The 15,025-nt window shown below is 60.0% G+C and carries 11 protein-coding genes; 5 read left to right on the plus strand and 6 right to left on the minus strand.

The window, feature by feature from the left end; translation table 11 throughout:
* Positions 1–5 precede the first annotated feature (5 nt).
* The 4 genes from AC6FTP_RS05115 to AC6FTP_RS05130 are packed head-to-tail and all read right to left on the minus strand — an operon-like array spanning position 6 to position 7,271.
* Positions 6–1,337, minus strand: coding sequence for a DUF1552 domain-containing protein (locus AC6FTP_RS05115; protein ID WP_497205829.1), 1,332 nt, complete (start codon positions 1,335–1,337; stop codon positions 6–8).
* A 16-nt stretch (positions 1,338–1,353) separates the two neighbouring features.
* On the minus strand, positions 1,354–2,778 hold the full coding sequence (locus AC6FTP_RS05120; RefSeq protein ID WP_497205830.1) for a DUF1501 domain-containing protein: 1,425 nt from the start codon (positions 2,776–2,778) through the stop codon (positions 1,354–1,356).
* Between the two features lie 48 nt (positions 2,779–2,826).
* The gene (locus AC6FTP_RS05125; protein ID WP_497205831.1) at positions 2,827–5,100 is read right to left on the minus strand and encodes a c-type cytochrome domain-containing protein; all 2,274 of its coding nucleotides are present in this window, start codon (positions 5,098–5,100) and stop codon (positions 2,827–2,829) included.
* Positions 5,100–7,271 (minus strand): PPC domain-containing protein, encoded by a 2,172-nt coding sequence (locus AC6FTP_RS05130; RefSeq protein ID WP_497205832.1) that lies wholly within the window; start codon positions 7,269–7,271, stop codon positions 5,100–5,102. Before AC6FTP_RS05130 ends, AC6FTP_RS05125 begins: the two co-directional genes overlap by 1 nt.
* Before the next feature lie 213 nt (positions 7,272–7,484).
* On the opposite strand from AC6FTP_RS05130, the gene AC6FTP_RS05135 reads away from it, so the two are divergent.
* On the plus strand, positions 7,485–10,298 hold the full coding sequence (locus AC6FTP_RS05135) for a M16 family metallopeptidase (protein WP_497205833.1): 2,814 nt from the start codon (positions 7,485–7,487) through the stop codon (positions 10,296–10,298).
* Positions 10,299–10,382: 84 nt separating this feature from the next.
* Here the strand turns inward: AC6FTP_RS05135 and AC6FTP_RS05140 are convergent, their stop codons facing one another.
* Positions 10,383–10,892 (minus strand): hypothetical protein, encoded by a 510-nt coding sequence (locus AC6FTP_RS05140; RefSeq protein WP_497205834.1) that lies wholly within the window; start codon positions 10,890–10,892, stop codon positions 10,383–10,385.
* Positions 10,893–10,971: 79 nt separating this feature from the next.
* On the opposite strand from AC6FTP_RS05140, the gene AC6FTP_RS05145 reads away from it, so the two are divergent.
* The 4 genes from AC6FTP_RS05145 to AC6FTP_RS05160 all read left to right on the plus strand — a co-directional run bounded on the left by AC6FTP_RS05145 (position 10,972) and on the right by AC6FTP_RS05160 (position 13,847).
* Complete coding sequence (locus AC6FTP_RS05145) at positions 10,972–12,183, plus strand: class I SAM-dependent RNA methyltransferase (protein ID WP_497205835.1); 1,212 nt, start codon at positions 10,972–10,974, stop codon at positions 12,181–12,183.
* A 69-nt stretch (positions 12,184–12,252) separates the two neighbouring features.
* Positions 12,253–13,038 carry an SDR family oxidoreductase gene (locus AC6FTP_RS05150; RefSeq protein WP_497205836.1) on the plus strand — a complete coding sequence of 262 codons (786 nt, stop codon included), beginning with the start codon at positions 12,253–12,255 and terminating at the stop codon, positions 13,036–13,038.
* A 12-nt stretch (positions 13,039–13,050) separates the two neighbouring features.
* Positions 13,051–13,329 carry a hypothetical protein gene (locus AC6FTP_RS05155; protein WP_497205837.1) on the plus strand — a complete coding sequence of 93 codons (279 nt, stop codon included), beginning with the start codon at positions 13,051–13,053 and terminating at the stop codon, positions 13,327–13,329.
* A gap of 281 nt (positions 13,330–13,610) precedes the next feature.
* Positions 13,611–13,847 (plus strand): ferredoxin, encoded by a 237-nt coding sequence (locus tag AC6FTP_RS05160; protein WP_497201273.1) that lies wholly within the window; start codon positions 13,611–13,613, stop codon positions 13,845–13,847.
* Between the two features lie 59 nt (positions 13,848–13,906).
* Here AC6FTP_RS05160 and AC6FTP_RS05165 read toward each other — a convergent pair whose 3' ends face one another.
* Positions 13,907–14,902 (minus strand): hypothetical protein, encoded by a 996-nt coding sequence (locus tag AC6FTP_RS05165; RefSeq protein WP_497205838.1) that lies wholly within the window; start codon positions 14,900–14,902, stop codon positions 13,907–13,909.
* Positions 14,903–15,025: the final 123 nt, after the last annotated feature.

Genomic DNA, 15,025 nt, shown 5'->3' on the forward strand with positions numbered 1-15,025 from the left:
GTCCATCACACCTCTTCCAGCATCTTGGCCGCATCGCCAAAAGCTTTCGGGCGCACGTCCATCTTGTCCATCATCGACATGAACAAGCGGCAGAGCTGGCGCTCGGGTTTGTCTTTGTAGTCGAGTGCGCGGCCGGTTTTGAGCCGCCCTCCCGCACCACCGAGGACGATGACCGGAAGCTGGTCGTTGTCGTGCTTCGCACCGGCCATCATGCTGGAGCAGTGCATGATCATCGTGTTGTCGAGCAGCGTGCGCGGGCCCTCCTGGATGGAGTCGAGCTTTCGCGCAAGATACGCGAGCTGCTCCATGAAGAATTGGTTCACCTTGAGGAAGTCCTCGCCGTCGCTGTGCGACAGCAGGTGATGGATCATGTAGTCGATGCCGTGTCCGGCCTGCTGCACGCTGGGCAGATTCGGGAAGCGCAAGGCGCTGTGGTCGTTGTTGAGCTTTAGCGTGGTGATGCGTGTCGTGTCGGTCTGGAAACCGATGACGAGCAGGTCCATCATGAGCCGCATGTGCTCGCCAATGTCCTGGGGAATGCCGTCGGCTGGACGTTTCATGTTCGGCTTGTCGAGCGTGGGCCGCCAGCCTTGCAGCTCGCCACGTTTGCCGGCGTTTTCGATGCGCTTCTCCACCTCGCGCACGCTGTCGAGATATTCGTCGAGCTTGTGTTGATCGCTGGCGCTGATGCCGCGGCGTAAATCCTGCGCATCGGCCAAAACGGCATCCAGCACGCTCATGTCGGCAGGTGAGGCGTCGTCTTTGAAAAGACGATCAAAGGCCAGCGCGGGGTAAAGCTCCAGCGGCGTCGGCGTGGTCGGTGAACTCCACGAAATGTGCGAGCTGTAGAGCATCGAGTAGTTCTTGTGCACCGACGGATTCGACTTCTCGCACGCCAGCACGAGGCTCGGCACCTTCGTGCTGCGACCATACGTTTGTGCCAGCATCTGATCAAAGCTCGTGCCTGACCGGATCTCACCACCGCTCGCGATGGGAGCACCCGAGAGCATGTTTCCTGTCTGCGAGGAGTGAATGTTCCCCTTCCGCGCTTCCTCGTGATAGAGGCCGCGAACGAAGAGCATCTTTTCACGAAACTCCGTCAGCGGCGTCAGCACTTTGCCAAGTTCCATCGCCTTCCCCTCGCCTTTTGCCCACCATTCCTTCGAGTGAAAGCCATTGCCTGAAAACGTCACGCACAGCCGCAGCGGCGCTTCGCTAGCTGGTCGGTTCTTCTTCGGCTCATCGCCCCAAACATTGACGGATTCCATCCACGGCAGCGCCATGCTGACGCCTGTACCGCGCAGGAAAGCCCGACGAGAGTAGCGATGGGTGCTCATGGAGAAAGCAGCTTGGCTATGCGATCAATTCAGGAATCGCACGTCCGTTCTCGACGATATGGACTGGCCGACCGTTGAGGTCGTTGAGCGTGACCTTGCCGTAGTCGATGCCGAGGTGATGGTATATCGTCGCGAGAAAGTCACTGGCGTTGCAAGGGCGCTCGACCACGTCTTCACCGCGTTTATCGCTCGCACCAATGACGCCGCCGGTCTGGATGCCGCCGCCTGCCCAAATGTTGGTGAAGGCGCGCGGCCAGTGATCGCGGCCCGGTTGCAGCGTCCCCGTGGGGCCGCTGGCATCGCCCGCGCCGGTGCTGCGGTCGAAACTGATCTTCGGCGTGCGGCCAAACTCGCCCGTGACGACGACGAGCACCTTTTTGTCGAGTCCGCGCGCGTAGATGTCCTCAATGAGCGCGGAAACGCAGCGGTCGTAAGTCGGCATGCGGAAGCGCAGCGCTTCGAACTGATGCTGGTTCACGGCGTGGTCATCCCAGTTGTTCACGCGACCGCAGAGCGGACCGCTGAGACTGCTGGTAACGATCTCCACGCCGGATTCGACAAGACGACGAGCGAGGAGCAACTGCTGGCCCCAGCGATTGCGGCCATAGCGGTCGCGAACTGCTGGATCTTCCTTGCTGAGGTCAAAGGCATCGCGCGTCTGCGGATTCGTGAGCAAAGTAGCGGCTTGGGATTCAAACTCATCGAGCGCGCCGAGTTCGCCCTCGCGATCAAAGGCACGCTCCATCTTGTCGAGACTCTTACGGAGAACGATGCGGTCGCTGAGACGGCGGTTTTCCGACTCGTCGGCCAGACCGATGTTCGGCACCTGGAAGTTCGGGCGATTGGGGTCATCACTCACCGCGAAGGGCGCGTAGGCATCGCCGAGATAGGCGGGGCTGGAGTATTCACCCGACGCCGCTGGCACGCCGATATAATTCGGAAGCGGATTGGTGCGCCCGCCTTCTTTCGCACGCAGGTAGTGCGCGACGGACATCCAATCTGGGAGACGTGGCTTGGGCTTATCACGTGTGTCTTTGTCACCGGAGAACATCTGCATCGTGCCTGCTGGATGGCCACCTGCGGTTTGATTCATGGAGCGCAGCACCGTGAACTTGTCCGCGATCTTCGCGTTCATCGGCAGCAGTTCGGTGAAATGCGTGCCCGGCACCTTGGTGCTGATCGTCTTGAACGGCCCGCGATACTCGCTGCTCGCGTCCGGCTTCGGATCGTAGGTGTCGATGTGCGATTGCCCGCCCGGCAACCAGACCATGATGATCGACTTCCGTTCGCTCTTCGGCAGTGCCGCGTTCGCCGCGCGCAGTTTGAGCAGGCTCGGCCAGCTCAGCGTCGCCATGCCGGTCAAACCAAATTGCATAAAGCTGCGACGCGAGAGCGGACCGGCGCAACGAACGAGTGATGGGGGCTGAATGATGGGGGACATGTGTGAAAACCTACGGGCTGAGATGCGCTGCTTTATCCCTGAGAACGATTACTTCGCGCCAAACGCCACGAGTTCCTTCCCTGCGGCATCCCAAACACGCAGCAGGCTGTCTTCGCCTCCGGCGATGATGGCGCTGCCATTGGGGACACTGACGGCGGCTTGCATGTAGTCGGGGAGATTGGCGATGGCGCGGACTTCGGTGCCGTCGTCGGTGACGATGCGGACGCGGTTGTCTCCAGCACTCGTGACGATCTGATTCGTGGCCCCGATGAATTGGAGTGACGTGACTTCCTTGGTCCAGCCTTCGATCTTCTTCTTTCGCTCGCCGATGATCATGTCCCAGGTCGAAACGACACCGTCCGCGCCAGCGGTGGCGAGCACGCGGCCATCGCTGCGAAAGGCGATGCCCATAACATGATGGGTGTGACCTTCGAAGAGGTTCACCTGCTTGCCGGAGGCGATGTCGGTGACACGCGCGATCTTGTCGGCAGCACCTGTGGCGAGTCGTTTGCCATCGGGCGAGAAATCGAGGCAGAGCACGGTGTCGATGTGCTTTTCCTTCCATGTCTGCGTGGCCTTGCCGGTCGCGACATCGAAGATGATGACATCGCCGGTGCGGGAAAGTTCGCCGCCGCCAGTGGCGAGCGTTTTGCCATCGGGACTGAAGCGCACGGCGTTCACGCGGTCGGCGAAGAGGCCCTTCGGGTCGATCTTGCGCTCCAATGTCCAGCGCGGTGTGCTGCCGACGGTTTGAGTGACGGCTTTCGTGGCCACAAACGTGCCATCTGGAGCGGCGGTGATCGTGGTGGTCGCAGCGACGTTGCCGCCGCTTTCTTCGATCGGCGTTCCCGTGGCTGCGGCCCAGACGCGCAAGGCACCATCTTCAAACACGGACGCCACACGCTGCGCATCGGCGGAAAAAGACACGGCGACGGGCTTCGTGGTCGTTTTGGTCAAAGCCAGCTTCAAGGCAGCGAGATCTGCCGTTGCCTTGTCCTGCGTGGTTTTGGCAGCGGCGATGGCCGCATTGGCTGCGGCAACGGCCTTGGCGTTCGCGGCTTTCGAGTCGGTGATGCGCTTCACATCATCCTCGGCATCCTTCACATTGCTCTCGGCGGCAGAAACAGCGGCGAGGGCGGACACTTCGGTCATCTTCGCGGTGATCAGCTTGTCCTGCGCGGTTTTGAGTTCCTTCTCAATGGTCGTGTCCTTGGCAGCGGTAAATTTGGCCGCAAGGTCATCCACAGCCTTCTGCGCGGTGGTTTTGGCCTCGGTGGTGGGTGGCACGAGCTTTTGCTTTTCAGGCAGCACCTTGCTCATCGTCACGATGGCCTCCTTGGCTTTGCCCAGCAGCACGTCGAGCGCCTTGTCCTGGGCTTCGATGCGCGTGATCTCGCTCTTTTGGAAAGCCGCCTCCAGTGTCTGTGCCGCGATGATCCAGTCCAACTCCGCCGTCTTCTTTGTCGCCGCCACACTGCCCCGAAGCTCGATAACTTGTTTCGCCGTCACCGCATCCCAAACGCGCACGGAACCATCGGCGCAACCGATGACGACCTGCTTGCCATCGGCAGACAGGGCACTGCTCAGCACGACCACTTTGCCTGCGGTGGTGATCTTTTTGATCAAGTCGGCACTCGCTGGAGGCGAGACAGTCTTGGCAGCACTTGCCGCCGGTTTGCCAGCTTCCAGCTTCCAAATCTTCACCTCACGGAAACTGCCGCTTGCCAGCTTCGTGCCGTCGGGGCTGAAGGAAAGCGACTGCACCAGCGCTCGATGCGCCGCGCCATTCTTTTCCGCCGGATCGCTGATCTGTGCCACGAACTGCCGCGTCGCCAGATCATAGAGGTAAATCTGGTTGGAGCGCCCGCAGGCCGCGTAACGACCATCTTTCGTCATCGCCACGCTGTAGATTGGATCAACGCTGGCCGAGAAGGCCTTCAGCACCACGGCGCGCTCCTGCTGCACGGATGCTTTCGCGCCCTGATCAATCCATTGTTTCAAAATCGCGATCTCCGCTGGAGTCAGGTTCACCGCACCCGATTTGTTGTTCGGGGGTGGCATCTCCATATCTTGCGTGTGCAGGGACGCCGCCACGACGAGGCTCTCCGCGCTTTTCCCAGGTATGATCGACGGCCCAGCTTCGCCGCCTTTGATCATCAGTTCCGGCGTCTCCATGTTCAGATCGGCCTTCGTCGTGGTCTTGTTGTGACACGAGATGCAGTTCGTCTTCAGGAACGGATAGACGTCCTTATAATAATCCAGATCGGCAGCCAGGGCGACGGTCGAGGAGCAAAGAAGAGCGAGGAGGGCGTGCTGTTTCATCACTTACTGGCGGTGGTGGGTGCTGCGGGTTTCACGCTCACGCGGATCGGCTGTGAGATGAGGATCTCGACGGTATCCGTCGGATTGGCAGTCGTCGTCACGCTCTTCATTCGCGTGGTGGCTGCGGTCATGGCGGCTTCCGCCTGCTTTTGCTTTTCGGCGGCTTTCTTTGCTGCTTCAGCATCAGTGGCGGCGAGCTTTTTGGCCTCGGCGGCAGCAGCGGCGAGCAGTTGCTCGGCCTTCTTTTGTTCGGCTTCCGCCAGCGGAACGGCGGCGGGGTTGTAGCGGTATTTGCAGATGCCTAGGCTTTGCAAAGCGAAGGTGTAATCGCCCGGAGCGATCTTCAACTCGGCGAGATTGAGCACGAGTTCATGGGTGGCAGCCTTGAGCGGGATGTCGAACTCCTTGATGGCGCTGAAGCCTTCGCCGTAGGCCTTCACTTTGATCGATGTGCCATTGAACTCGTTGCGCCAGGTGAGCTTGAGCGGGATCTTCAGCGTCTCGCCCGCCTTGGCTTCGAAGACCTTGTTTTCGGCCAGCGCGATGGTCAGCGGGGCTTGCTCGGAATCGGTGACGGAGACGGGAATATCCGCCATGAGGCGCGGCGCCGGGATCTCACCCTTCGCGTCCTTCACGGGCCATTCCATGCTCGCCACGCGCACGGGGCGCACGACCTCTTTTCCACCGATAACGGCCTTGCCGATGATCTTCGCGAGCGAGAAGCCACGCGGGGCTTTTTCATCCGCCGTGAGGATGAGGTGGCCGTAAGGCTTGCCCTTGCCGATCTTTAAACCGGCGGCGCTGACGCCCGGTGGCAGGTTTTCCATGGTGATGTCGATCTCGCCATCAAAGCCATCACGGCGTTGCACCGCGACTTCAAACGCACGCGAATCGCCCAGACGGAGGGACATCGGCTTGGAAAGCGAGGCGCGGTCGCCATTGCGTAGCGTCATGTGGACGGCCCATGCGGCGAGCGCGAAGTCGGGCATGGCCTGACGAACGATGAGTCGGTAGATATTGTTCGCGTCAGTGCGGGTGCCGCCGAAGAGGTCGCGCACTTGCAGGCGGTAGGTACCGTCTTCCTTGATCTCAAACTTGCCCATCACATCCGGAGAACCGGCGTCGTAAGGCGGGCCGTCGTAGGAGTAGCCATTGCTGGTGGTCTTCATCGGCGGTGCGATATCATAGAGTTCGGCCACATCGGTGAATTTGCCGTCCTTCACCTGCTGCACGAGCACGAAGGGATCGGTGTTCAGTCCAAGACGTTCGCTGGCGACCTCCACCCACCAGGTCTCACCTTTTTTGGCGGTGAACTCGAAGGTATCGACATCTGCAGCGGGGTAGAACGCACCCGCGATGTCGCAGGGCAGCGCGATCTTCTGCGCGTCCTTGTTGTTCGGCTCGGTTTCTTTGGCTGGAGCCGAAGCGGCCAGACCTTCTGGCGGCCAGGACATCGAGCTGACTGTCGCCGTCTGCGGTTGTGGCTGCGCGGGGCTGTTTTGCAAAGCGAGGCGATAGAAGTGCCGCTCGCCGCCCTGATAGGTGAGATCGCTCACCTTGATGATGTAAGCGCCATCGGCAGGTGGTGTGAAGTCGATGATGCCGCCCGTGCGGTTCACTTTGAGATCCGCGCCTTTGCCATCCGCGAGGATGACCACCGGCGTGAGCCGCGAGTCGATGCCTACCGCCGCACAGTCGATGGCGACGGCCTGGCCCTTAACGCCTTGGAAGGAATAAAAATCCACCGCCCGCTTGGTCATCGTCGCATTGCAAATCGTGCCCACGGGCAGCGCCATCGCTGTCTCCACCGTGTTGTTCGCTTTGGTGCGCACGACTTCAGGCAGCTTGTTCACGGAAAACGCCCGCACCGACGACACACCCAGCCGCGACAGCACCCGCGCATCATAGACTCCCACCGGCGCATCCGGCGCGATGCTGACTGCGAACTTGTTCGCTGCTCCAGCGACCGGCTTCGCGGTGATTTTCGGGGTGGAGAAGGTCAGTTCGGTCACATCCTCGATGTTCTCGCCCGTGATCGTGACTTCGACATTCGTGCCCGCCTGTCCGCCCATCGGCATCACGGTAAGCAGGCGAGGCAGCGGCAGCGTGACCTGCTGGGCAAGAGCGGCGGCGCTAAAAACGAAGAAGAGACAAAGGAAGCGGGAGATCATGACCGCAAACCTACGCTGATCACAGGCGATTCTGTTCACAACATTGCCTGCATCATGCGAGCCTGAGGTTCGCTCCCTGATAGCCGCTGGCATTATCTCATGCCGACGGGTTGGATTGCCCGAGATCCTCTCGTCCAGGCTGTCTTACTTTTTCAAACCCGAACATTTCCTCGACAGAAAGGCGCGTTCCGTCGTTTGTTTCAGACCCCACCCATGAAGTCCCTGCTCCGCGTTGCCTCGCTCTGTCTCCTCGCTCTCACCTTTGCCCACGCTGACTGGCCCCAGGCCACCAGCGACCTCAAAGCCGACCCCAAGGCCAACTTTGGCCAACTGGAAAATGGCGTGCGTTACGTCATCGTGCCGAATGACGAGCCTCCGGGCCGTGCCAGCATTCGTCTTTACATGGATGTCGGCTCCTTGATGGAAGAGGACGATCAGCAGGGCATGGCGCACTACCTGGAGCACATGGCCTTCAATGGCAGCCGTCACTTCCCCGGCGGGGAGATGGTGGAGTATTTCCAGCGCCTCGGGATGGGCTTTGGTGCGGACACGAACGCTCACACCTCCTTTAAAGAGACGGTGTACATGCTGGAACTGCCGAAGGTGGAGACAAAGCTTCTCAACGAAGGCATGCAGCTCTTCCGCGATTACCTCGACGGCATGGCCCTCGGGGAAAAGGAGATCGACAAGGAACGCGGCATCATCCTCAGCGAAAAGCTCAGCCGCGACAGCATCGAGTATCGCACCCAGATCGCGGGCTATGAGTTTGCCATGCCCGAGTCGCTGCTGCCAAAGCGCCTGCCCATCGGCACGGAGAAGACGATCAAGACCATGCAGCGCGCGCGCTTCGTGGACTTTTATAACAAGTGGTACTCGCCGAAGCGCACGACCGTGGTGGCGGTAGGTGACTTCAAGGATCTGGCGCTGGTGAAGGCGGAGATCGAAAAGAACTTCGGCGATGCCAAGGCACGCGCGGAAGACGTCAAAGACCCGAGCTTTGGCAAGATCACCACCGGACGCGGCATCATCGCCAAGCTGCACACGGAGTTGGAAGCGAAGGCCGTGGACCTCTCCATCGAGATCCCCCGCCCTGCCAAGAACAAGCCCGACACGGCCGCCAACCGCCGCGACAAAATGGTGCGCGACCTCGCCGATGCGATGCTGAACCAGCGCTTCTCCAAACTGGCTAAAGAAGAGAACACCCCCATCCTCGGTGCCGAGTCCTACAGCTACGAATACCTGGAGTTCGTCGAGGTCACCGGAGCCATGGCGCAGTGCCCGCCGGAGCAGTGGCAGAAGGCCGTCGCTTTGCTGGAAACCGAAGTTCGCCGCGCTGTGCAGCATGGCTTCACCGACGCCGAGTTTGAAGAAGCCAAGGCCAGCCTGCTGAAAGCCGTGGAGCTACGCGCCGCCCAGGCCGACACGCGCAAGTCACGCGATCTCGCCAGCGGTCTCGTGAGTATCGTGGCAGCGAAGAAGGTCTTCACCCATCCGAGCGATGACCTCATCCGCGTGAAGGCGGCCCTCGCCGACCTCAAGAAAGAAGAGTGTCACGCTGCCTTCGTCGAAACCTGGAAGGGCGATGACCTCCAGATCTTTGTCGGTGGCAAGCTCAAGCTCGAAGGCGATGCCGAAAAGCAGATCATCGCCACCTACAAGGAGAGCGCAGCGAAGCCCGTCGAAGCTCCGAAGAAGGAAGAAACCGCCGCCTTTGCCTACGCGAAGCTCGGTGAACAAGGCAAGATCACCAGCCAGACCGAAGTGAAGGAACTGGAGATCACCCAGGCCACGCTCTCCAACAACGTGCGTGCCAACATCAAGTCCACACCTTTTGAAAAAGGCACCGTGCGCGTGACCATCAACTTCGGCGGTGGCAAGCTCGTGGCTCCGAAAGACAAGCCCGGACTCATTCCCTTCGCCCAGAGCACCTTCATCATGGGCGGCCTGAAGGCTCACAGCGCCGATGACCTGCGCCGCATCTTCGCTAGCAAGACGGTGGGCATGGACTTCAACGTGGCCGACGAAGCCTTCACCCTCAGTGGCCGCACCACACCGGAAGATCTGGAAGCGCAGCTCCAGCTCCTGACCGCCTACCTCACCGCTCCCGGCTACCGCGAGGAGTCCGAACGCCAGTTCCGCCAGAACCTGGAGCCGATGTACATCGAGCTCGCCCACACGGCGGAAGGCATCATGAATGACAAGGTCGTCAGCCACCTGCACAGCGGCGACTTCCGCTTCGGTTTCCCCGCGAAGGCAGAGATGGAAAAGCGCAACCTCGCCGAACTGGAAGCTTGGATGAAGACCGCTCTCGCGGAAGACTACCTCGAAGTCTCCATCGTCGGCGATATCGAGCCCAAGGCAGCCCTGGAAGCCATCGCCAAGACGGTCGGCACCTTGCCAAAGCGCGCTGCCGAGAAGCCGAAGTATGTCGAGGAGCGTAAGATCACCTTCCCTGCCCCGAGCACCACGGATCTGAAGTTTGAAACCGAGATCCCAAAAGCCGTCGCCGCCCTGTATTGGCCCACGGGCGACATGCTGGACATCCAGCGCACTCGCCGTCTAACTTTGCTGGGCTCCATCCTCGATGACCGCCTCCGCATCAAGGTGCGCGAGGAACTCGGCGAGACCTACAGCCCTGCCTGCTACCACGTCGCGAACGACACCTTCACCGGCTACGGCTACATGACCGCCATGATCGAGTGCAAGCCTGAGCAGGCCACGCCGATCAGCGAACTCGTCATCAAGATCGCCGACGATCTCTCCACCGGCGAGATCACCGACGATGAGTTCGAGCGCGCCAAGAAACCCATCCTCACGCAGCTCGAACAGATGCGCCGCGACAACCGCTACTGGGCGCAAAACGTCGTCCGCAACTGCCAGGAGCACCCCGAGCGCATCGAGTGGAGCAAGAGTCTCGTCAGCGACTTCTCCGCCGTGACGAAAGCGGACATGAGCAAGCTCGCCAAAGAGTACCTCGGCAAAGCCCGCGCCGTCGGCGTGAAGGTGCTGCCTGAAGCGAAGAAGTAAGCGTCTCCCGACATCTCCAACCACGAAGAAGGCGGCTGTTTCCAGCCGCCTTCTCAATTTAAAGATTGGTGTAAAAGCGTGGGCTTACTTGCCAACGACGCCGTTGAAGCCGGCCTTGTTCATCGCGGCGACGAGTTCGGCCTCGGTGAACTCACCTTTGACGGTGAAGCTGGTGGCTTTGGAAGCGATGGTGTTCTCGGTGATGCCGGCGACGGTTTTCACCGCGTCGGTCATCGCCGTGGCGCACTTGCCGCAGCAGAGATGCACGCCGGTGACAGTAGCTTCCGTGAGCTTCTTGGCTGGGGCGCTGCTCGTGGAGGAGGAGGTCTTCTCTTCGGAGTCGCTGGTGCCGAAGTAACCAGCGGCCATGATGGCTTCGACGGCTTTCTTGGCATTGGCCTTGGACTTGGCGGTGACAGTGACGGTCTTGCCTTCGGCGGTGACGGTCACATCTTTGATGCCAGCAGCAGCTTTGGTGATGCCGTTGGTGCAGCCTTTGCAGCAGTTGTGTACGCCACTGAGGGTAACGGTGGTTTCAGCGCTGGCAAGACCGGCGGTGAAGAGGAGGGAAGCGAGGAGAAGGGTGAATTTCATGGGCACATGAAGACGTGCGAAAATTGGCACTTCTTCACACGATCTTGATTTTCCACCCACCCTGCTGCTACTGACGCCCATGCCCCAACCGCCCCGGAAGTTTAACGCCCACCCCTTTGCCTATCATCAGGAGCTGGAAGTGCGCATCGAGAACCTGACCAACGAAGGCAAGGGCGTGGCCCGTGTGGACGGCTGGGTGGTCTTTGTGCCGTTTGCCCTGCCGGGAGAACTGGTGACGTGCCGCATCTTCCGCAATCACAAAAACTACAGCGACTCGGATCTCGTGGGTGTGATCGAGCCCTCGCCGGACCGAGTGGAGCCTGTGTGCGATATCTTCGGCACATGCGGCGGCTGCCAGTATCAGCACCTGGCGTATGAAAAGCAGGTGGAGTGGAAGCGCCGTCAGGTCGAGGAACTGCTGCATTACATGGCGAAGATCGACCACCCTGTGCTGCCCGTGATCACCTCGCCTCAGCGCTATGGCTATCGATCCAAGATCACGCCGCACTTCCACCGCCCCAAGGAAGGCGAACTGGCCGAGATCGGCTTTCTGCGAGTCGGCACACGCAATGCCATGGTGGATGTGAAGCAGTGCCCCATCGCCATGCCGCCGCTGAATGAAGCGCTGATCAAAGCTCGTGAAGCCGCCCGCGCCGGGAGCTTCAAGAATGGTGCAACGATCCTGCTGCGTGCGGCAGAAAACGGAGTGCTGACGCGGCCAGACGCCATCGCCGTGGAGCAGGTGGGGCCGATGAAGTTCGAGTTTCAAGCCGGAGACTTCTTCCAAAACAACCCCTTCATTCTGCCCGAGTTCGTCGGCTATGCCATACGTGAGGCCAAGGCCAGCGGGGCGAAATATCTCGTGGATGCCTACTGCGGCAGTGGGCTCTTTGGCATCAGCGCAGCGCCTGAGTTTCAGGAAGTGCTCGGCGTGGAGATCTCTGAAACCGCCGTGCAAAAAGCGGCGCACAATGCCGAGATCAACGGCCTGACGAACTGCCACTTCATCGCCGCCGATGCCACCGCCATCTTCGCCCAGGTCCCGCACGCTGGCAGTGACACCGTGGTGATCATCGACCCACCACGCGCCGGATGCAGCGTAGAGTTCCTCCAGCAGCTCTTCGCCTTCGGGCCAAAGCTCGTCGTCTATGTCTCCTGCAACCCCGCCACGCAGATGCGCGACCTCGTGCAGTTCACTGAAGCCGGCTACCAGCTCGGCAGCGTCCAGCCTTTCGATCTCTTCCCGCAAACGAAGCACCTCGAATGCGTGATGACACTCTCGAAAGCGTAATTGCCCACGCGCCTTTCTCCATTCGACACCGCGTCATCTCTTGCTCTTAATTCTCCCGCTTTCTCAATCATGTCCACACCCTCCATTTTCGAGCTTTTTTCTCTCCAAGGCCAGACTGCCGTCGTCATCGGTGGTACGGGCGAACTCTGCGGTGCCATCGCTGAAGGCTTCGCCTCCGCAGGTGCCGAGGTCGTGCTCGTCGGTCGTGATCCGGCGAAGGCCGAGAAGCGTTTGGAGTCCATCCATGCCGCAGGTGGTGAGGGCTACTTTGTTAGTGCCGATGCTGGGCGCAAAGGCGATCTCCAACTGCTGCTCGATCAAGTGCTGGAACGCTCCGGTGGCATCCATATCCTCGTCAATGGCGCGGGTGTGAACTCACCCACCCCCTTCCTCGACATCTCTGAAGAAGAGTATGACCGGATCATGAACATCAACACCAAGGGCGTGTTCCTGGCCTGTCAGGTCTTCGGCAAATACTTCGTCGAGCATAAGGTGCCCGCCTCCATCATCAATCTCGGCTCCATGTCCGGCCTCATCCCGCTGAGCCGTGTCTTCACCTACAGCATGTCCAAAGGTGCGGTGCATAATCTCAGCAAGAACCTCGCCCGTGAATGGGCACCGCTGGGCATCCGCGTGAACACTCTCGTCCCCGGCTTCTTCCCCGCCGAGCAAAACAAGAAAGTGCTCGTCCCCGAGCGCGTCGCCAAGATCATGGGCCACACGCCGATGAACCGCTTCGGCGAATCCCGCGAACTCGTCGGCGCAGCACTCCTGCTCGCCTCCAATGGCGCGTCCTCCTTCATCACCGGCCATGAGATGGTCGTCGATGGCGGTTACGCCTCGATGACCATTTAATCCATGCCCACCATGCCCGACTGGACGCCTCCCAACACTGTGAACCTCGTCGATCTCGGGTTCATGGACTCCCGCAGCAAGCTCATCGACCTCGCCGCCTTCCTGGACCGCGTCCAGCGCGCCGGACAGGAGTCTGACTTCCGCGTCCAGGCCCTCAAAAACGCCATCCAACTCCTCTCCCTGGATGAGCCCAAACGTGCCCAGGAAGTCCTCCTCAGCTTCAGCGACCCCAGCACTGCCCCCATCGAGAAAGCCACCATGCAGGGTGCCATCGGCGCGTTCCGTGGATAGCCTTTTGCGGTCGTTTCCAAAGGGAAGCTGCCGATGGGTTGATACCATCTCTACCCCTCAAGTTTCAAAGTCGTTCCAGCCAAGTGGGCAAGCAGTAGCACATGGATTACGCCGGCGTTTTCCTTAACTCAGCGGTGTTGGGCTCTAGCATGGCCTTCTGCGCGGCTGGTTGCCCATGAAGCCGCCGTGATCCGGGGCTGGTCAGCGGAGGAAAAAGTGATTGAAAGCAGGGGCTTGGGAACTACTATCGCGCCCCTCAACCCCCCGACTTCATCAAGACAATGGCTGACGCAGCAAACAAATACTCCCAGAACGTGGCAGGTGCCTATTACGTGGACGATCAATGCATCGACTGCGATCTATGCCGTGAAACCGCTCCCGCCAACTTCAAACGCGACGACGACGGAGGCCACTCCTACCTCTACAAGCAGCCCGAGAGCGATGAGGAAACCAAACTCTGTGAAGAAGCCCTCGTCGGCTGCCCGGTGGAAGCCATCGGTCGTGATGGCGATGAGTAGCCTCCACCTTTAAACAGATCCTTCTTTCGAGGCGCGGTTCTACTCAGGATCGCGTCTCTTTATTTTTTCTGCGGCAGGATCAACCAGCGTCCGGCAGCTATTTGGGTGAGGTTCAGACATCGATCTGACTGCGCGTTTTCAGGGTAGCTCACCCATAGAGTGTAGCCTTTGACCAAGGAGTCTTCGGGACGGATGCCGATATCCTCGGCCAGCCATCTCCCCATGACGCTGTCATGTTCGCAATAGGCATTCACGAAGCTCTCTCCATCTGGCGCACTGAGTTTAAGAGAAAGGTGCTTTTTCGAGTCACTGAACTCGAAGTTGTAATAGTCATCCAGTTTCACCAGGGCTCGGATGAGCACCGGTTTTGCCGGGCGGGATCGGATCAGTTCAGCGAAGCTTTTTTCCCCATAGCCGACAAAGCTCTCCCAATCGATCACCAAGCGGTCGCCACTGGCTCGCCGCAGAGCGATTTCGAGTTTGCCATCCGTTCTGGCACCACGGTAGGTCAGGAGCACAATTTCTGTGCCATCGATGCGGAAACGGCCCTGATCCATGAGAGCCCCCATGACAGGGTCAACCCCATGCTGCTGCTCATAATAATCCTCCATGAGACGGCGCACGCGCTCCGGCTCGAAAACATACTTCAGTCTGTCCTGCCAGTTCGGAGTCTCGTTGTATTTGCGAATGACCTCAGAAGCCTCGGAGAGGACACTGCCAGCATTGACCATCGGCAGCACTTCAATGACTGAGCGTTCCGGCACCACCTGGGCTCCTGGATCGAACTTCATCGGCGCAGCATCACCGAGTAACATGGAGGCTTTCTCCGGCATGATCGTGCCCGGAGCGCCAACAACCACCTTGTTGGGTTGTTGCTGGGGCTTGAGCAGTCTTGCATTTTCAGCCTTGGCCGCCAGTTCCATCACCGCCTGCCTCTGGCCCACTGTTTTGAAATGATGCCGCCAGCCCACGATCAGCCCCATCATCAGCACGAACACCAAAGTCCATGATGCTCCCATGAAAGCACGATGAGAACCGGGAGACGCAAGTGGCATGGGTGGGAGAGATGAAGGAATACTCCGTGAAGCGCATGCAGTTCAAGCACTTACTCCGACATCGTGGAAGGAGAAAAATGGTCGGGCCGGCGAGATTCGAACTCACGACCTCTTGCACCCCAT

It is taken from the genome of Prosthecobacter sp. (assembly GCF_044378005.1).
In the GTDB taxonomy this organism is placed as follows: domain Bacteria; phylum Verrucomicrobiota; class Verrucomicrobiia; order Verrucomicrobiales; family Verrucomicrobiaceae; genus Prosthecobacter.